This is a genomic window from Bradyrhizobium embrapense, assembly GCF_001189235.2.
Lineage (GTDB): Bacteria > Pseudomonadota > Alphaproteobacteria > Rhizobiales > Xanthobacteraceae > Bradyrhizobium > Bradyrhizobium embrapense.
The window spans coordinates 160,827-177,384 of sequence record NZ_LFIP02000001.1 but is presented as its reverse complement, the minus strand read 5'-3'; the positions used below and the strand labels follow the sequence as shown (position 1 = coordinate 177,384).

The window sequence follows — 16,558 nt, the reverse complement described above, 5'->3', positions numbered from 1 at the left end:
ACCTTGCGCCGATGGGTGAGAAGACTGGAACGTAGGAAGAACAGCCGACAATTTCCAGTGCTGAGTCGCGTCCATCAACGGATAGTTTGCCTGTTGGCAGCAGCCGTCAGCAGGAACCGGTTCCCAAACGTAAAAAGGCCGGCGCGAGGCCGGCCTTTCCGAGACCCTGAGGTCCGTTTCGCTCAGTACTTGGCGACGATCGGGCCGCCGAAGTGATAGTTCACGCCGAACTGCACGGTGTGCAGGTTGATGTCGGCAGACGGAACGCCGAAGTAGGTCTCGCCGCCGAGGCTGCGATACAGGTACTCGCCCTTGATCGACCACTGCGGCGCGATGAACGCCTCGATGCCGGCGCCGACCGTCCAGCCGGAGTGGAAGTTGCTCTGCGAGACGCTCACGCCGCCAGCGCTGACGGTGAGCTTGTTGTCGGCCCAGGCATAGCCGCCGGTGCCGTAGAACAGCACCTTGTCGACGGCGAAGCCGATGCGGCCGCGCGCGGTGCCCAGCGAGTCGATCTTGCTCGTCGCGGTGATGCCGAACGCGGTCGCGGACGCATTGACGTCAGCCCAGGCGCCGTCGGCCTCCAGGCCGTACACAATGTTGCCGGCCTGCCAGTTGTAGCCGATGGTGCCGCCGCCGAAGCCGCCTTCCATCTTCGGGTTGCCGGAGTCCTCGCTGGCATAGCCACCGAAGCCGCCGATGTAGAAGCCGGTCCAGTTATAGATCGCAGCCGGCGGCGGAGCCTTCACGTAAGGCGCGCGAGCCGCCATATCGGCGGCCATTGCCGGTACAATTGCGCTGAGGGCAAACATGCCGGCCGAGGCCAGCAAAACATTTCTGATTTTCAAAGTCCCAGTCCCATTTTCTTGTTGTCCCCTTCAAACGTTGAAGGGAGCGCCACGGCAGTGTCGCGTGGCCCTGACGTGTTTCTACATAGAAATCTTGGAAGTTGTGTATCTGTGAAACCACAATGCGCGGAAAACGGCCCAAGCCATGCGCGCGCTTGCACGCAACGAAAAGGCCGGCGCAAGGCCGGCCCTTGTGTTCGCTGCGCAGAAGCGGCGCGCGCCGCCGGTACCTCAGTATTTCGCCGATACGACCGGGCTTAGCGCGTTGAAGTGGTAATTGATGCCGAGCTTGACGGTGTGGAAGGTGTCCTTCCACTCCGAGCGATCGTTGATCGCAGGCGTGTACTGGATCGGCGCGACCTTGCCGAGATCGACGTAGTTGTACTCGAGCTTGGCCGACAAGTTGGCGGCGAACATGTATTCGACGCCGGCGCCGGCGGTCCAGCCCCAGCGGGTGTCGCTGGCCGAGGCCGAGGGCGGCGCGAGCCCGGCATTGTAGCGGTGCAGGATGTCGCCGACCGCGGCGCCGCCGTTGACGAACCACAGCGTGGCGCCGTGGGCGTAACCGAGCCGGCCCTTGATGTCGCCGAAACTGCGTAGCTCGGTGTAATAGCTGTCGAGCACGCTGGGCGGTCCGACATTGATCACGCCGGAGCGGCCGGTGACGGCGGACCAGTGGTAGTCCCCCTCGACACCGAACACGACGGGGCCGGTCTGGACATTGTAGCCGATCACGCCGCCGACAAAGCCGCCGCTGGTGTTGTAGGTTTGGGTGCCGATGAACGCTGCGTCGTTCGGTGCGCCAAGATAGGTCTCGCTGCTGGTGCCCCAGCCGCCGCCGCCTTGGGCGCCAAGATAGAAGCCGTTCCAGCTGGTCACGGGCGCTACGACCGGCACCGGTGTTGGGGCATGCGCGGCGAGGTCAGCCGCCGATACGGACGAAACACTCAGCGCGGCGAGGCCGGCTGCGGCAACCCAAAGCTGCTTCATGGAATCCATCCCACTTCGAATCGATCATTGACGGGACAAGGCTACCAGCACAGGTTGCAATCGAGCGTGGCGCGCCTGCAACACATGTAACATATTGAATTCACTTAATATTTTACAATTTATTAAGGTTTAGCCGCGTTTGATTCGTTGCCTTCGTTGCCTTCGTTGCCTTCGTTGCCTTCGTTGCCTTCGTTGCCTTCGTTGCCTTCGTTGCCTTCGTTGCCTTCGTTGCCTTCGTTGCCTTCGTTGCCTTCGTTGCCTTCGTTGCCTTCGTTGCCTTCGTTGGCCGCTCGCCGACCGCGCAAACAAAAGGGCCGGCACGAGGCCGGCCCTTCGTCTGGATCAAATCCGTGCGGCGCGATCAGTAGCGCGCAACCACCGGGCCGCCCCACTTGTAGTTCACGCGGACGGTGACGAGGTCGACGTCCTGGCGATCGCGGATGCTGCTGAACAGCGCGCCGGTCGGCGTGGTGAGGTTGTAGGTCTTGTCCTGCATGAACAGGTGATCGTATTCGACACCGGCGGTCCAGTTCGGCGCGAAGCCGACTTCGATGCCGGCGCCGATGGTGCCGCCCCAGCGGGTGTCGGTGGCGCGGCCGGCAAGCACGCCGGTCGGCGTGAAGTAGGTGCTGAAGCGGTTGTCGGTCAGCGCCGCGCCACCCTTGGCGTACAGCAGCACGTTGTTGACGGCGTAGCCGATCTGGCCGGTGAACAGGCCGAACGCGTCGATCTTGCTCTGGTTGGTGAACAGGCCCGGGAAGATCGCGCTGTTGTTGCTGCCCTTCAGGTCAGCCCAGTCGCCCTGCGCTTCGAGGCCGAACACCCAGGTGCCAGCCTGCCAGCGATAGCCGATCTGGCCACCGGCAACGCCGCCGGTCGCATCATGGCAACCATCCGAACCGATGAAGACGCCGGCCGGGATCTGGTCCCAGCAATTGTGGCTCGAGCCCCAGCCGCCGTTGGCGCCGATGTAGAAGCCGCTCCAGTCATAGACGGCGGCAATCATCGGCGGCGCCTTGGTGTAGGGGCGCGCAGCGAGATCGGCAGCTGCGGCCGGCGCAGCGAACGCAATCAGGGCAACCGTACCGAGCAAAAACTTCTTCATCATCACCCCCCCCCAGCTTCCCAATCGGCTTCCACAGGTCCCGAAGCGCGACTTCAGACGCGAGCGCCCGTCTGATGGACGGTAGCTATACGCTGATTCAACCGGAAACGCCGTCTCCCAAAAGCCACACTCGCGCAAGAAGTGTGGCCATTGCAAGGCACTGATTTATGGCTTGTTTTTCGTTCTAATGGAGCGGAGCAGGCGGCCCGGATATAAACCGGCTGCCGCTCGATCGGTATCGGCCGCTTCTACGGCTGGTTGTGGCGAACAAAACTGGAACAATCCCGGCGGCGATGCTATATCTCGATATCCGTGGATAAACCGCGCAACGGCAACGGCAGCGAGCCGGCGCCGTCGTATAGGGTCTTCCACGACGCCTGCAAGGTAAGTGGCGAAGGTTGAGAGTGGCGGCCGATGTCCGGCGCCCGGTTTTGAGCGGAGATGATGCGATGGCGGGAAGCGTGAACAAGGTGATCCTGGTTGGAAACCTCGGCAAGGATCCGGAAATCCGGCGGACGCAGGACGGCCGTCCGATCGCCAATCTTTCCATCGCGACCTCGGAAACCTGGCGCGACAAGGGCACCGGCGAGCGCAAGGAAAAGACCGAGTGGCACCGCGTGGTGATCTTCAACGAAGGCCTCTGCAAGGTCGCCGAGCAGTATCTGAAGAAGGGCGCCAAGGTGTACATCGAGGGTCAATTGCAGACCCGCAAATGGACCGACCAGAGTGGCGTCGAGAAGTACTCGACCGAGGTCGTGCTGCAGGGCTTCAACTCCAACCTCACCATGCTCGACGGGCGCGGCGGTGGAGGCGGCAGCTTCTCCGATGATGGCGGCAGCGATTTCGGCTCGTCCGGTCCGGTCAGCTCGGCGCCGCGCCGTGCGGTCGCCGCCGGCGGCGGCAGCCGCAACAGCGACATGGACGACGACATCCCGTTCTGACGACGGGGCGCGCTCCCCACTGTTCAATTGGATGCCGTTCCGTGAAGATCATTTCGCGGAGCGGCGTTGCAATTTGCCGTGGCAGCTTCCTTGTGTGGATTATGAGGGTATTCCGATAAACGACTGCAGGATCTCGCGCATCTAGGGACAATCAGCTCAGGTTCCCTAGACTTTGACACAAGCTGATGTAAATGATATTTACATTTGCCTGCGGCGAGCGACGTCTGGCCGCGAGCTTCATTCGAGGGCTGCCATCATAAGCCTCGCGCCATTGCTCGACGCTGCGCCTGCGATCCCGCTCCACGCCTTTGCCGCGATGGCCGCTTTCGTGCTCGGCTCGATCCAGCTCGCCGCACCGAAGGGCACGCTGCCGCACCGGACGCTGGGCTGGATCTGGGTGATCCTGATGTTGGTGGTCGCCGGGAGCTCGTTCTGGATCCATCAGATCCGGCTGGTGGGCCCGTGGAGCCCGATCCATCTGCTCTCGATCTTCTCGCTGATCATGCTGGTGCTCGGCGTCGCGGCCGCGCGGAGCCACAACGTTCGCCGCCATAAGTTCACGATGACCGGCATTTTCTTTGGCGCGCTGGTCATTGCCGGTCTCTTTACCTTTGTGCCCGGGCGGATCATGCACGCGGTGATTTTCGGCCAGTGATCGGAGGATCAGGGCTGTGCGAAGGCCGGTTCCACCAGGTCTTTGCGACCTCGCTACCGCAGGGCAATGCGGGCGCGCCGCAAATCTGTGATGCGGCCGGTAAGTGCATGAAAAAACGAAGGGAAAAACGGCTTTCCGGAGCCGCGCAAGGGTGGTTATCAGGCCTCCGATGGGCTATATGATTCCCCAGCAGAACTGACCGGATTTCCCCTTTGTCCGACAACGACGACCACAAGCCCGGCGAGCCGCCGGGGCCCTCAGATATTCGTCCCGTTTCCATTCTCGACGAGATGAAGAAGTCCTACCTCGATTACGCGATGAGCGTGATCGTGTCGCGTGCGCTGCCCGATGCGCGCGACGGGCTCAAGCCGGTGCACCGGCGCATCCTCTATTCGATGCATGAGCAGGGACACACGCCGGACAAGAAGTACGTCAAGTCCGCGCGCGTCGTCGGCGACGTGATCGGTAAATATCACCCGCATGGCGACCAGTCGATTTACGACGCGATGGTCCGCATGGCGCAGGATTTCTCGCTGCGCGTGCCGCTGATCGACGGCCAGGGCAATTTCGGTTCGGTCGACGGCGATCCGCCGGCTGCCTATCGATATACCGAGGCGCGGCTGACCAAGGCGGCGCTCGCCGTGCTGGCCGACATCGACATGGAGACCGTCGATTTCCAGCCGAACTATGACAACTCCGAGAAGGAGCCGTCGGTTCTGCCGGCCCGGTTCCCGAACCTCCTCGTCAATGGCGCCGGCGGCATCGCCGTCGGCATGGCGACCAATATCCCGCCGCACAATCTCGGCGAGGTCGTCGACGCCTGCGTGGCGCTGATCGACAATCCGGCGCTCACGATCGACGAATTGATCGACATCATTCCGGGTCCGGACTTCCCGACCGGCGGCGTCATCCTGGGCCGCCAGGGCATTCGGAGCGCCTACCATCTCGGCCGCGGCTCCATCGTGATGCGTGGCAAGGTCACGATCGACACCATCAGGAAGGATCGCGAAGCGATCATCATCACCGAGATTCCCTATCAGGTGAACAAGGCGACGATGGTCGAGCGCATCGCCGATCTCGTCAAAGAGAAGAAGATCGAGGGCATCGGGGACCTGCGCGACGAGTCCGACCGTGACGGCTATCGCGTCGTCATCGAGCTGAAGCGCGAAGCGGTTCCCGACGTGGTGCTGAACCAGCTCTACCGGTTCACGCCGCTGCAGACGAACTTCCCGGCCAACATGCTGGCGCTGGATTCCGGCCGTCCGCAGACGATGAATCTGAAGGACCTGCTCACCATCTTCGTCGCGTTCCGCGAGCAGGTGGTGACTCGGCGGACCAAGTTCCTGCTCGGCAAGGCCCGTGATCGCGCCCATATCCTGGTCGGCCTCGCGATCGCGGTCGCCAACATCGATGAGATCATCCGCGTGATCCGAACCTCGCCCGATCCGAACACCGCACGCGAGGCGCTGATGTCGCGCGACTGGCCGGCACGCGACGTCGAGGCCATGATCACGCTGATCGACGATCCGCGGCATCGCATCAACGAAGACGGCACGCTTCGGCTGTCGATGGAGCAGGCCAGGGCCATCCTCGATCTTCGGCTGCAGCGCCTGACCGCACTGGGGCGGGACGAAATCTCCGACGAACTCGACAAGCTCGCGGCCGAGATCGCCGACTATCTCGACATCCTGCGCTCGCGTGCCCGCGTGCAAGGCATCGTCAAGACCGAGCTTGCCGAGGTCAAGCAGCAGTTCGCGACGGCGCGCAAGACCGTGATCATCGAGCAGGAGGGCGAGGTCGAGGATGAGGACCTGATCCAGCGCGAGGACATGGTCGTCACCGTGTCGCATGCGGGCTACGTCAAGCGCGTGCCGCTGTCGACCTACCGGGCGCAGCGTCGCGGCGGCAAGGGCCGCGCCGGCATGCAGACCCGCGACGAGGATTTCGTCTCGCGGCTGTTCGTGGCCTCGACCCACACCCCGGTGCTGTTCTTCTCGTCGCGCGGACAGGTCTACAAGGAGAAGGTCTGGCGGCTGCCGATGGCCGCTCCCAACGCGCGCGGCAAGGCGCTGATCAACATCCTGCCGCTGGAGCCGGGCGAGCGCATCACCACGATCATGCCGCTGCCGGAGGATGAATCCTCCTGGAGCAATCTCGACGTGATGTTCGCGACCACCAGCGGCACCGTTCGCCGCAACAAGCTGTCCGATTTCGTCGACGTCCGTCGCTCCGGCATCATCGCCATGAAGCTCGGCGAAGGCGAGGCGATCGTCGACGTGCAGATCTGCACCGAGCGCGACGACGTGCTGCTGACCGCCGCCGGCGGGCAGTGCATCCGCTTCCCGGTCACCGACGTGCGCGTCTTCACCGGCCGCACCTCGATGGGCGTCCGCGGCATTGCGCTCGCCGAAGCCGACAAGCTGATCTCGCTGGCGATCCTGCGCCATGTCGAGACCACCTCGGACGAACGCTCCGCCTACCTGAAGATGCGCCGTGCGGTGGCCGGCGAGGCCGCAAGCGAAGAGCCGGCGGATGCCGAGGGCGAGGAGACGACGAACGCGATCCAGCTGTCGCAGGAGCGTTACGCCGAGCTGTCGGCGGCCGAGCAGGTGGTGCTCACCGTCTCGGTCAACGGCTACGGCAAGCGGACCTCGTCCTACGAGTACCGCACCACCGGCCGCGGCGGCAAAGGCATCGTCGCGATGAGCGTCAACAACCGCAACGGCAATCTGGTGGCCTCGTTCCCGGTCGAGGACGCCGACCAGATCATGCTGGTCACCGACAAGGGCCAGCTGATCCGCTGCCCGGTGGCCGACATCCGCGTCGCCGGCCGCTCGACCCAGGGTGTGATCGTGTTCGACACCGCCGAGGACGAGCACGTGGTCTCGGTCGAGCACATCCCGGAAGAGGAAAACGGCGAGAACGGCAACGGCGGCTAGCGCCGCCGTAACGGCTCAAGCCAGGTAACCCGGAAGCCCAGATGCAGCGCAGCGAAAGCCGGGGCCGGCAACGCGTCGCTGAGCGTCCCGGATTACGCTTCGCTCATCCGGGCCGCACGGCTAAATCTCGATCTCGGTGCCGAACTCCACGACTTGGCCGCTCGGCACGCCGAAGAACGCGGCCGACCGCTCGGCGTTGCGCTGCAGGAAGGCGAACAGCGATTCCCGCCACACCCACATGCCCGGAACGTCCTCGCGCGGGATGATGGTCTCGCGGCCGATGTAATAGGTCACGTCTGAAAGATCGATGCCGGGCAGCTTGCCCTGCCGGCAGGCGAGCTGCAGCCCTTCGTAGATCGTCGGATACTGCATGAAGCCGTAGTGCAGGATGATTCGGGTGATGCCCGGGCTGATCTCGTGAACGTCGGCGCGTTCCTCGTCGGGAATCCTCGGCCGCTCCTCGATCTGCACGGTGACGAGCAGCACGCGCTCATGCAGCACGTGATTGTGCTTGACGAACTGGGTGAGCGCCAGCGGCACGCCATTGGGGGCCGAGGCGAGGAACACCGCGGTGCCGGGCAGGCGCGCGCTGCACTTGTTGACCGCGGTCTCGATCAGGTCCTCTTCCGGCTGGCGCAGCTTGGCGCGCGCCTTTTCGACCAGCTTGACGCCGCCGCGCCAGGTCAGCATCAGGAACGCCACCGCGGCCGCAAGCAGCAGCGGGAACCAGCCGCCTTCGAACAGTTTCTCGGTGTTCGCCGCAAAGAAGATCGCGTCGATGATGAAGAAGAAGCCGTTCACCGCGACCACGAGGATCGGCGAATAGCCCCACTGGATCGCGACCAGCGCCGCGAGCAGCGTGGTGATCGCCATCAACAGCGACACGGCGATGCCGTAAGCGCCGGCGAGTGCATCCGAAGTGCCGAACGCCAGCACAGCCCCGAGCGTCGCGGCCGCGAGCAACCAGTTCACCAGCGGCACGTAGATCTGTCCGATCGCATCGCTCGTGGTGTGCTGGATATGCATCCGCGGCAGGAAGCCGAGCTGGATCGACTGCTGGGTCAGCGAGAACACGCCCGAGATGATGGCCTGCGAGGCGATCACGGTGGCAACGGTCGCGAGCAGGACGAGCGGGTAATGCGCCCAGTCGGGAGCGAGCTGGAAGAAAGGGTTGTCGATCGAGCTTGGATTGTTGATCAGCTCGCCCGCCTGGCCGAAATAGTTCAGCACCAGCGCGGGCAGGCAGATCGCGAACCAGGCGAGCCGGATCGGAAAGCGGCCGAAATGCCCCATGTCGGCATACATGGCCTCACCGCCGGTGACGGCGAGGAACGCAGCGCCGAGGATGGCGAAGCTGACGTGAAAATCCTGATGGATCAGGAAATCGAACGCATAGAACGGGCTCAGTGCAACCAGCACGCCGGGCGCCTTGACGATGCCGTGAATGCCGAGCGCTGCCAGCACGGCGAACCAGAACAGCATCACCGGGCCGAATATTTTGCCGATGAAGCCCGTGCCCTGCTTTTGCATGAAGAACAGGCCGATCAGGATCACGACGGTGAGCGGCACCACAGCCGGCGTTAGCGAAGGCGCGTCGACCTTGAGGCCTTCGATCGCCGAAAGCACGGAAATGGCCGGCGTGATCGCGCCGTCGCCATAGAGCAGGGCTGCGCCGATGAGGCCGACGACCAGAAGATGGGCACGCCAGGTGCCGGGTGCCGCGTTGCGTGCCGAGAGCAGCGCCAGCAGGGCGACGATGCCGCCTTCACCGCGGTTGTCCGCGCGCAGGATCAGCATCGCGTATTTGACTGAAATGATGAGGATCAGCGCCCACAGGATAAGCGAGACCGTGCCCAGCACCGCAGTTTGGCTGAGCGGCCCGCCATGGGCGGCGGCCTTGGCGGCTTCCTTCAAGGCGTAGAGCGGGCTGGTGCCGATGTCGCCATAGACGACGCCGAGGGCTCCGAGCGTGACGGCCACCGGAATCGGGCTGCTCGGAGGATGGCCGGAAGAAACGATCGCGGGCGTACTGGTCACGGCAATCCCCTGGTGGCTTGCGCCCGCCGGGTCATCCGGTCGGGCACGTTAGACGATAGTCTGCGACGGGACGTCGCAAATTGCCATTGGGTTTTGTGTGACGGATCGAGCTTACACCGAACTGACGGGCCGGTTTCCGGTTCGATCGCGGCGGAGCGTCAAGGCGATCGCTTCGCGTTGCTGCGATGGGCAGCTACTTTGCATGGGGTTGTTTTCGATATTTGGCAACGCCCATGCAGCTTGTCGGGATTGGCCGTCTGCGCCTGGACCCGTGCCAGGCTTGGACCAGAGCCGAATGTCCTCAAATCACCTACGGGGTGCGGTCGGCGGTGACGAGGCGGGCTTCGCGAACCGCGGTCTTGTTGCCGGCGCTGCGCAGGCAGGAGGCCTGGAAGTTCGGCCATGCCTGCTGGGAGCAATCCTTGCCGACCGGATGGATGTCGAGGCGATCGCTCTTGGCCAGCGGCTGCGGGGTGGAAGCTTCGACCTGCGGCGCAAAGCCCGGCAGAACGGTGAGCGCGGCGGCAATGAACGCGGCAACGGCGATGGCGGAAAATGCCTTGATCATGACGGTCCCCATATGATCGGGCCCCCGGGGCCCGTCGTTTCGTTGTTTAACGTCTACCGGCCGCCCGTTTCCTGGCGTCTTCGCCAGCGTGGAAAATGGTTTCATCGCGGGCCGGTCTTGTTTCATCCGCCAGTGGCCGACGAAACATTCACCCACATAGACGCTGGCATCCCAGAACTCGTTCACTGGACGAGGAGAGATTTATTTCGTTCGAAGGGTGGAACCCGGGCGGCTTGCCGGGGCGAGCGGGGCGGGTTAGGAGGGACGATGTCCCGTATCGCGATCTACCCCGGCTCCTTCGATCCCGTCACCAACGGCCATCTGGACGTGGTGAGACAGGCTGTCTTTCTCTGTGACCGCCTGATCGTCGCCATCGGCGTCCATCCCGGCAAGAAGCCGCTGTTCTCCACCGAGGAGCGGCTGGCCATGGTCCACGAGGTGTTCGGTCCCATCGCCCAGAACGCGGGCTGCGCCTTCGAGAGCGCGACCTATGACAACCTCACGGTCGCGGCGGCGCGCGCGGCCAAGGCCACGCTGATGATTCGCGGCCTGCGCGACGGCACCGATCTCGACTACGAGATGCAGCTGGCCGGCATGAACGAGGCGATGGCGCCCGAGGTGCATACCGTGTTCGTTCCGGCGTCGGTCGCGGTCCGCCCGATCACCGCCACACTGGTGCGCCAAATCGCCCAGATGGGCGGTGACTTCTCTGCATTCGTGCCGTCATCAGTCGCCGCTAGCCTGAAGGCCAAGTTCGCCGGCTGACGCCGGCGGCCTGCTACACCCAGAACGTCCAGAGATCCGGAGTTTCCATGATCCGCATTCTTGCATTCGTTGCCGCGCTGCTCTTTGCCGTGCCCGCGGTCGCGCAGCCGCTGCCTGCCAATCTCGACAAGGCCAATGCGATCGTGATCGACACCACCAAGGGCCGCATCGTCATCAAGCTGCGCACCGACATTGCGCCCCAGCACGCCGAGCGCATCAAGCAGCTGGCGCGCGAGGGCTTTTACAACAACGTGCCGTTCCATCGCGTGATGGACGGCTTCATGGCGCAGACCGGCGACGGCCAGAACTTCAACGGCACCGGCGGCTCGAAATATCCGAACCTGAAGCAGGAATTCTCGCAGGTCCCGTTCAAGCGCGGCATCGTCGGCATGGCCCGGCGTGGCGACTCTGTCGACAGCGCCAATTCGCAGTTCTTCATCATGTTCGCCGACGGATCGAGCCTCAACGGCCAGTACACCGTGGTCGGCGAGGTGGTGTCGGGCATGGACGTGGTCGACAAGCTGAAGAAGGCGTCGGCCGGCTCGCCCGGCGGCGCCGTCACCGATCCCGACAAGATGGTGAAGGTGCAGGTCGCATCCGACATCAAGTGACCGGCGATGGCAGCGCGCAGCAAGCCATTTGCCTGGTTCGCCGCGCCGCTGGTGCTGTGGCTCGCGCTGACCGGACCTGCGGCGGCCGAGCCGGAGCAACTCAATACGATCCGGGACGTTGTTCTGGCCATCCATCGCTGCTGGCGGCCGCCACCGGCGGACAAGGCCGCTCCGATCGACATTACCGTCATCGTCAGCTTCAACCGTGAAGGCGCGATCCTTGGGCATCCCAGGATCAGCTACGAATCGCAGGAGGCGACCGACGACGACCGGATCGCGTACCGGGTCGCGGTGATGGAGGCGTTGCAACGCTGCACGCCGATGCCATTTACCGAGAGCCTGGGCGGCGCGGTTGCGGGCCGTCCATTCGCGATCCCGTTCCGGAACAAGAAATATCCACCCCGAAGCCAGGAGAAGCGAGCATGGCTGCTACCGAAAATACTCTGATCCTTGAAACCACCCAGGGCCCGGTCACGATCGAGATGCGCCCGGATCTCGCTCCCGGCCACGTCGCGCGGATCAAGGAGCTGGTGCGGGAAGGCTTCTATGACGGCATCGTGTTCCACCGCGTGATCGACGGCTTCATGGCGCAGACCGGCTGCCCGCAGGGCACCGGCATGGGCGGCTCCGGCAAGAAGCTGAAGGCCGAGTTCAACAAGGAGCCGCATGTCCGCGGCACCGCCTCGATGGCCCGCGCCGCCAATCCGGATTCCGGCGACAGCCAGTTCTTCATCTGCTTCGACGACGCCTCGTTCCTCAACGGCCAGTACACGGTCTGGGGCAAGGTCACCGAGGGCATGGAGAACGTCGACAAGATCAAGCGCGGCGAGCCGGTGAAGGATCCGGACAAGATCGTCAAGGCGCGCATGGCCGCCGACGCGGCCTGATTTTTTGAACCATCGTCATTCCGGGGCGTCGTGAAGCGACGAACCCGGAATGACAGCATTGAACCATGCGCACCGATCTCTTCGACTTCGAGCTGCCGCCCGAAAGCATCGCGCTTCGCCCCGCGAGCCCGCGCGATTCCGCGCGGATGCTGGTGGTGCATCCGGACGGTGTGCTGCGCGACGCCACCATCGCCGACCTGCCGCATTGGCTGGAGGCGGGCGATCAGATCGTGGTCAACGACACCAAGGTGATCGCCGCCCAGCTCAAGGGCCGCCGGATCGGGCGCGAGACCGAGCCGAAGATCGAGGCAACGCTGATCAAGCGGCTCGACGGCTCGCGCTGGCAGGCGCTGGTGAAGCCGGCGAAGAAGCTTGCGCCCGGCGACACCATCCGCTTCGGCAATGAGGGCAAGGTCTGCCTGCTCGGCAATCTCGATGCGGAGGTCGAGGCGAAGGGGCAGGAGGGCGAGGTGACGCTGTCGTTCTCGTTCCATGGTCCGGTGCTCGACCAGGCCATCGCCGATGTCGGCGCCACGCCGCTGCCGCCCTACATCGCCTCCAAGCGCACGCCCGACGAGAAGGACGTCAGCGACTACCAGACCATGTTTGCCGCCAATGAGGGCGCGGTCGCTGCACCGACGGCCGGGCTGCATTTCACGCCGGCGCTGGAAGCCACGCTGAAGAGCCGCGGCGTCGCGTTGCATCGCCTGACGCTGCATGTCGGGGCAGGAACGTTCTTGCCGGTCAAGGTGGACGAGACCTCCGAGCACAGGATGCATGCCGAATGGGGCTGCATCACCGCCGAGACCGCTGCTGCCTTGAACACAGCGCGCGCAAAGGGCGGCCGGATCGTCGCGATCGGCACCACGTCGCTGCGGCTGCTGGAGAGTGCTGCCGATGCCGACGGCACCATTCAGCCGTTTGCGGCGGAAACCTCGATTTTCATCACGCCGGGCTATCGCTTCCGCGCGGTCGATATCCTGCTGACGAACTTCCATCTGCCGCGTTCGACGCTGTTCATGCTGGTCTCGGCCTTCTCCGGCCTCGAGACGATGCAGCGTGCCTACGCGCACGCGATCAGCGACGGCTATCGGTTCTATTCGTATGGCGATGCGTGTTTGCTGTTCCGGCCAAAGGCGTAGGGTGGGTCACGCTTCGCTAACCCACCCTACGAACTGCGCAGTCCATCTTTCTCACGCCATCGCGCGTTCGGGCAGCAGCTCGGCGATCTGCACCGCGTTCAGCGCGGCACCCTTGAGCAACTGATCGGCCGCGACGAACATCGAGATCGAGTGCCCGCTGGGGTCGCTGAGATCCTTGCGGATGCGGCCCACCAGCACATCGTCCTGGCCGGACGCATCGATCGGCATCGGGAAGTAGTTCTTGGCACGATCGTCGACGATCTTGACGCCCGGCGCCTGCGCCATGATCGCGCGTACCTGGTCCTCGGTGATCGGCTTCTCGCATTCGAAGGTGATCGCCTCGCAATGCGCGCGCAGCACCGGCACCCGCACGCAGGTGACGCCGACCGCGATCTTCTCGTCCTCGAATATCTTGTGGGTCTCCTTGATGACCTTGGTCTCTTCGTCGTTGTAGCCGGTCTCCGGATCGACAGCCGTGTTGTGGTTGAACAGGTTGAAGGCGTAGGGGTGCGGCATCACCTTCGGGGTGTAGACCTGTCCGTTGAGATTGGCGCGGGTGGATTCGACGAGCTCCTCCATCGCGGCAGCTCCCGCGCCGCTCGCGGCCTGGTAGGTCGAGATGATCACGCGCTTGATGCGGTTCTTCTGGTGGATCGGCCACAGCGGCACCAGCGCGGTGATGGCGGCGCAGTTCGGGTTGGCGATGATGCCCTTGTGGTCGCGGATGCGGTTGGCGTTGATCTCGGGGATCACCAGCGGCACGTTCGGATCCATCCGGAACGCCGACGAATTGTCGACCACGACGGCGCCGGACTTCACGGCAACGGGTGCGAACTTCCTGGAGATGCCGCCGCCGGCCGAGAACAGCGCGATGTCGACGCCCTCGAAGGCGCGCTCGGTCAGTTCCTCGATCACGACCGGCTTGCCGCGGAAGCTGACGGTCTTGCCGGCCGAGCGGGCGCTCGCCAGCGCCTTCAGCTTGCCGACACGAAAGCCGCGCTTGTCCATGGTGGCGATGAATTCGGCGCCGACTGCGCCGGTGACGCCGACAATCGCGACGACGGGATCGTTACTCACTTTGTCCTCCATTCGAGTTTGAGCATGACGCAGGCAACAAAAAAGCCCCGGACCTTTCATCAGGCGGGGCTTCGGGTAGAGACGATGCTGTACGACCGACTACGCGCGCACGCCTCCCGAGGCCCCAGAGGGCTTGGTGGTTTTGGTGGTGCGTTTGGTCGCGGTGATCATGGTGCGAACTTATGCGGCAGAGATCGGCGTCCGTCAACGGCTTTTGGGCGAAAACTTGGCGAGGGAGAACCAGGCAAGCCCTGAGACGCCCTCAGCGCTTGCGGACGCCGGGCGGCTCGAGGATCACCTCTTTCAGGTCGCTGCCCGTCAGCACCACGATGACGAAATTGAGCTTGCCGCGTTCGCGCATCAAGCCGCCGCTGATCGCCTTGCCCGAGGTCGTGTGCTCGGCGACACGCACCGCATCGGCGAGCCGATGCCGGAGCGCCCTGAGCACGACGAGGTTGTCGCGGTCTTCAGCACCGAGGGAGGCCAGCGGCGAAGGCGGCTCGCCGCCGACCACTTGGCCCGTCGAGGCATCGATCGCATGCTGCCAGATGCGGTTCTGCTGCATGGTCTTGACCCGATAGACCGCGGGGTCCGACGCGCCGTCGAAGCTGATATCGGCGGTGATCGAGCCTGCGTGCAGCGCCTCTGCAATCGCCATCGCCTTGCGCAGCGAGACCTGGGCGGACTGGAAGCTGTCGAGCTCGCGGCGAACCGCATGCGCGTCGAGCGCGCTGTCGCTGTCTAGCGGGGTGAGCGCGGCGGCAGCCGAACTCGTGATCGCATGAGCCGGGGATGCCAAGGGCAGGGCCGGCAGCGCGGCTGCAAGCAGCCACGTTCCCAATGCCCAATGCCTAGGTGCGCGCAATCGTCCTGTCCTCATCGTCGAACCTGCATTGAACATCTGCACGCGCATGGCCCGCGTTCGCCGAGCGACGGGGCGGGCCGAGAAAGGTGCGGCCGACCTTATATTAGTCAAAGGTCGGCCGCCGAACGTTCAGGCGGAGCGATGGCGGCAGCTCCGTCATGACGGTCGAAGTTACAAGGCGACGCAAAACCCTAGGGGGGCTGATTTAGGTTCGGCGTCTCTTTGCAACTAAACAATACGGTTTCGTTCTGTTTATTCAAGTCTCATCACGGCAACGTGTAAGCCGGCGAAACGATCCTACAAACGGTCAGCGCGCCGGCCGGCGACGGGCCTTGGCGGCGTCGCGCAGCCGGTCCCGCGGTCCCACGGCACCGGCGAGGAACAGCCGGATCGAGACTTCCATCCGCGTCACGGCGGCCTTCATGTCGATCGGAATCCCGAACGTCGCCATCCGGTGGGTGTGGCCGACCACCATGTTGAGGAAGGTCTCGGCCGCGATCGTGGTGTCTTCGAGGTCGAGCGCGCCCTTGTCGACCAGATGGTCGAAGAAACCCGCCGTCGTCGACACGGCTTTCGACCAGCCTTCATCGACGGCGAGCCTCGCCACCTCGGGGAAATTGATCGCCTGCGCGGTCAGGATCCGGCTGAAGGCGATCGAGTCCGCGCTGCAGTTCAGCACCAGCAACTGGCGCCCGAGCTCGATCAGCCGTTCCTCGACCGAACCGTCGCAGCTGCCGCCGGCCTGCGCTTCGGCCGCCGCGGCGGCGAGCGGGGCGAGCCAGCGGGCGATTTCGCGCCGGAGCACCGCGGTGAACAGGCCGCGCTTGTCGCCATACTGTCCGTAGACGGTGGGCTTGCTGACGCGGGCGGCCTCGGCCACGGCGTCGATCGAGGTCGCATCGAAGCCGCGCTCGAGGAACAGGCGCGTGGCGACCTCGATCAGCCGCTGGTCGCGCTCGATCGCAGCGTCCCGGGTCGGCCGGCCGCCGCGTGACTTGATCACGCCGCGTTTGGCCGCCTTGCTGGCTATCTTGGCCTTGGTTGCCGTTAATCCCATTTGCCCATTCATCTCGTTTGCACCGGGCGGGTCTGTCCGGTCTATAACCCGCGCAATGCGGATTCGTCCAT

17 protein-coding genes are annotated in these 16,558 nt (G+C 64.3%); 8 read left to right on the top strand and 9 right to left on the bottom strand.

Annotated elements, in window-relative coordinates; genetic code table 11:
- Nucleotides 1-182: 182 nt before the first annotated feature.
- The 4 genes from AKN83_RS01210 to AKN83_RS01195 all read right to left on the bottom strand — a co-directional run bounded on the left by AKN83_RS01210 (nucleotide 183) and on the right by AKN83_RS01195 (nucleotide 2,943).
- Nucleotides 183-782: an outer membrane protein gene (locus AKN83_RS01210; RefSeq protein WP_430641482.1), complete on the bottom strand. Its 600-nt coding sequence runs from the start codon at nucleotides 780-782 to the stop codon at nucleotides 183-185.
- 297 nt (nucleotides 783-1,079) lie between these two features.
- Nucleotides 1,080-1,838: an outer membrane protein gene (locus AKN83_RS01205; RefSeq protein ID WP_050400629.1), complete on the bottom strand. Its 759-nt coding sequence runs from the start codon at nucleotides 1,836-1,838 to the stop codon at nucleotides 1,080-1,082.
- Nucleotides 1,839-1,960: 122 nt separating this feature from the next.
- Nucleotides 1,961-2,230 (bottom strand): hypothetical protein, encoded by a 270-nt coding sequence (locus AKN83_RS01200; RefSeq protein WP_157113157.1) that lies wholly within the window; start codon nucleotides 2,228-2,230, stop codon nucleotides 1,961-1,963.
- The gene (locus tag AKN83_RS01195) at nucleotides 2,200-2,943 is read right to left on the bottom strand and encodes an outer membrane protein (protein ID WP_063695226.1); all 744 of its coding nucleotides are present in this window, start codon (nucleotides 2,941-2,943) and stop codon (nucleotides 2,200-2,202) included. The genes AKN83_RS01200 and AKN83_RS01195 overlap by 31 nt, the downstream gene beginning before the upstream one ends.
- Before the next feature lie 449 nt (nucleotides 2,944-3,392).
- Here AKN83_RS01195 and AKN83_RS01190 point away from each other — a divergent pair, with 449 nt between their 5' ends.
- The 3 genes from AKN83_RS01190 to gyrA all read left to right on the top strand — a co-directional run bounded on the left by AKN83_RS01190 (nucleotide 3,393) and on the right by gyrA (nucleotide 7,478).
- Nucleotides 3,393-3,884 (top strand): single-stranded DNA-binding protein, encoded by a 492-nt coding sequence (locus tag AKN83_RS01190; protein ID WP_021081257.1) that lies wholly within the window; start codon nucleotides 3,393-3,395, stop codon nucleotides 3,882-3,884.
- Nucleotides 3,885-4,140: 256 nt separating this feature from the next.
- A complete protein-coding gene (locus AKN83_RS01185; protein WP_050400628.1) occupies nucleotides 4,141-4,539 on the top strand; it encodes a DUF2306 domain-containing protein in 399 nt (132 codons plus the stop codon).
- Between the two features lie 212 nt (nucleotides 4,540-4,751).
- Entirely contained in the window at nucleotides 4,752-7,478 is a 2,727-nt protein-coding gene (gene gyrA / locus AKN83_RS01180) for a DNA gyrase subunit A (protein WP_050400494.1), read from the top strand.
- A gap of 120 nt (nucleotides 7,479-7,598) precedes the next feature.
- Here the strand turns inward: gyrA and AKN83_RS01175 are convergent, their stop codons facing one another.
- Both AKN83_RS01175 and AKN83_RS01170 read right to left on the bottom strand, forming a co-directional pair.
- Nucleotides 7,599-9,497: a potassium transporter Kup gene (locus AKN83_RS01175; RefSeq protein WP_050400627.1), complete on the bottom strand. Its 1,899-nt coding sequence runs from the start codon at nucleotides 9,495-9,497 to the stop codon at nucleotides 7,599-7,601.
- A 328-nt stretch (nucleotides 9,498-9,825) separates the two neighbouring features.
- Nucleotides 9,826-10,083 (bottom strand): hypothetical protein, encoded by a 258-nt coding sequence (locus AKN83_RS01170; RefSeq protein WP_050400626.1) that lies wholly within the window; start codon nucleotides 10,081-10,083, stop codon nucleotides 9,826-9,828.
- Nucleotides 10,084-10,350: 267 nt separating this feature from the next.
- On the opposite strand from AKN83_RS01170, the gene coaD reads away from it, so the two are divergent.
- From coaD to queA, 5 genes are all read left to right on the top strand, one after another.
- A complete protein-coding gene (gene coaD, locus AKN83_RS01165; protein WP_050400493.1) occupies nucleotides 10,351-10,848 on the top strand; it encodes a pantetheine-phosphate adenylyltransferase in 498 nt (165 codons plus the stop codon).
- Between the two features lie 47 nt (nucleotides 10,849-10,895).
- Nucleotides 10,896-11,459 carry a peptidylprolyl isomerase gene (locus AKN83_RS01160; protein ID WP_050400492.1) on the top strand — a complete coding sequence of 188 codons (564 nt, stop codon included), beginning with the start codon at nucleotides 10,896-10,898 and terminating at the stop codon, nucleotides 11,457-11,459.
- A gap of 6 nt (nucleotides 11,460-11,465) precedes the next feature.
- Nucleotides 11,466-11,906 (top strand): hypothetical protein, encoded by a 441-nt coding sequence (locus AKN83_RS01155; protein WP_050400491.1) that lies wholly within the window; start codon nucleotides 11,466-11,468, stop codon nucleotides 11,904-11,906.
- Nucleotides 11,882-12,346 (top strand): peptidylprolyl isomerase, encoded by a 465-nt coding sequence (locus AKN83_RS01150; protein ID WP_016846097.1) that lies wholly within the window; start codon nucleotides 11,882-11,884, stop codon nucleotides 12,344-12,346. Before AKN83_RS01155 ends, AKN83_RS01150 begins: the two co-directional genes overlap by 25 nt.
- Nucleotides 12,347-12,411: 65 nt before the next feature.
- Nucleotides 12,412-13,488 (top strand): tRNA preQ1(34) S-adenosylmethionine ribosyltransferase-isomerase QueA, encoded by a 1,077-nt coding sequence (queA, locus tag AKN83_RS01145; RefSeq protein ID WP_050400490.1) that lies wholly within the window; start codon nucleotides 12,412-12,414, stop codon nucleotides 13,486-13,488.
- Nucleotides 13,489-13,539: 51 nt separating this feature from the next.
- Here queA and AKN83_RS01140 read toward each other — a convergent pair whose 3' ends face one another.
- From AKN83_RS01140 to AKN83_RS01130, 3 genes are all read right to left on the bottom strand, one after another.
- Nucleotides 13,540-14,577 carry an aspartate-semialdehyde dehydrogenase gene (locus AKN83_RS01140; RefSeq protein WP_050400489.1) on the bottom strand — a complete coding sequence of 346 codons (1,038 nt, stop codon included), beginning with the start codon at nucleotides 14,575-14,577 and terminating at the stop codon, nucleotides 13,540-13,542.
- A 250-nt stretch (nucleotides 14,578-14,827) separates the two neighbouring features.
- A complete protein-coding gene (locus tag AKN83_RS01135; protein WP_244521858.1) occupies nucleotides 14,828-15,430 on the bottom strand; it encodes a PepSY domain-containing protein in 603 nt (200 codons plus the stop codon).
- A gap of 307 nt (nucleotides 15,431-15,737) precedes the next feature.
- Nucleotides 15,738-16,487: a TetR/AcrR family transcriptional regulator gene (locus tag AKN83_RS01130; RefSeq protein ID WP_050400488.1), complete on the bottom strand. Its 750-nt coding sequence runs from the start codon at nucleotides 16,485-16,487 to the stop codon at nucleotides 15,738-15,740.
- Nucleotides 16,488-16,558: the final 71 nt, after the last annotated feature.

Bases quoted from the DNA above. Each gene is read 5' to 3' on its own strand.
- AKN83_RS01210 (WP_430641482.1), bottom strand. From the start codon at position 782: ATGGCCGCCGATATGGCGGCTCGCGCGCCTTACGTGAAGGCTCCGCCG.
- AKN83_RS01205 (WP_050400629.1), bottom strand. From the start codon at position 1,838: ATGAAGCAGCTTTGGGTTGCCGCAGCCGGCCTCGCCGCGCTGAGTGTT.
- AKN83_RS01195 (WP_063695226.1), bottom strand. From the start codon at position 2,943: ATGAAGAAGTTTTTGCTCGGTACGGTTGCCCTGATTGCGTTCGCTGCG.
- AKN83_RS01190 (WP_021081257.1), top strand. From the start codon at position 3,393: ATGGCGGGAAGCGTGAACAAGGTGATCCTGGTTGGAAACCTCGGCAAG.
- AKN83_RS01170 (WP_050400626.1), bottom strand. From the start codon at position 10,083: ATGATCAAGGCATTTTCCGCCATCGCCGTTGCCGCGTTCATTGCCGCC.
- coaD (WP_050400493.1), top strand. From the start codon at position 10,351: ATGTCCCGTATCGCGATCTACCCCGGCTCCTTCGATCCCGTCACCAAC.
- AKN83_RS01160 (WP_050400492.1), top strand. From the start codon at position 10,896: ATGATCCGCATTCTTGCATTCGTTGCCGCGCTGCTCTTTGCCGTGCCC.
- AKN83_RS01155 (WP_050400491.1), top strand. From the start codon at position 11,466: ATGGCAGCGCGCAGCAAGCCATTTGCCTGGTTCGCCGCGCCGCTGGTG.
- AKN83_RS01150 (WP_016846097.1), top strand. From the start codon at position 11,882: ATGGCTGCTACCGAAAATACTCTGATCCTTGAAACCACCCAGGGCCCG.
- queA (WP_050400490.1), top strand. From the start codon at position 12,412: ATGCGCACCGATCTCTTCGACTTCGAGCTGCCGCCCGAAAGCATCGCG.
- AKN83_RS01140 (WP_050400489.1), bottom strand. From the start codon at position 14,577: ATGGAGGACAAAGTGAGTAACGATCCCGTCGTCGCGATTGTCGGCGTC.
- AKN83_RS01130 (WP_050400488.1), bottom strand. From the start codon at position 16,487: ATGGGATTAACGGCAACCAAGGCCAAGATAGCCAGCAAGGCGGCCAAA.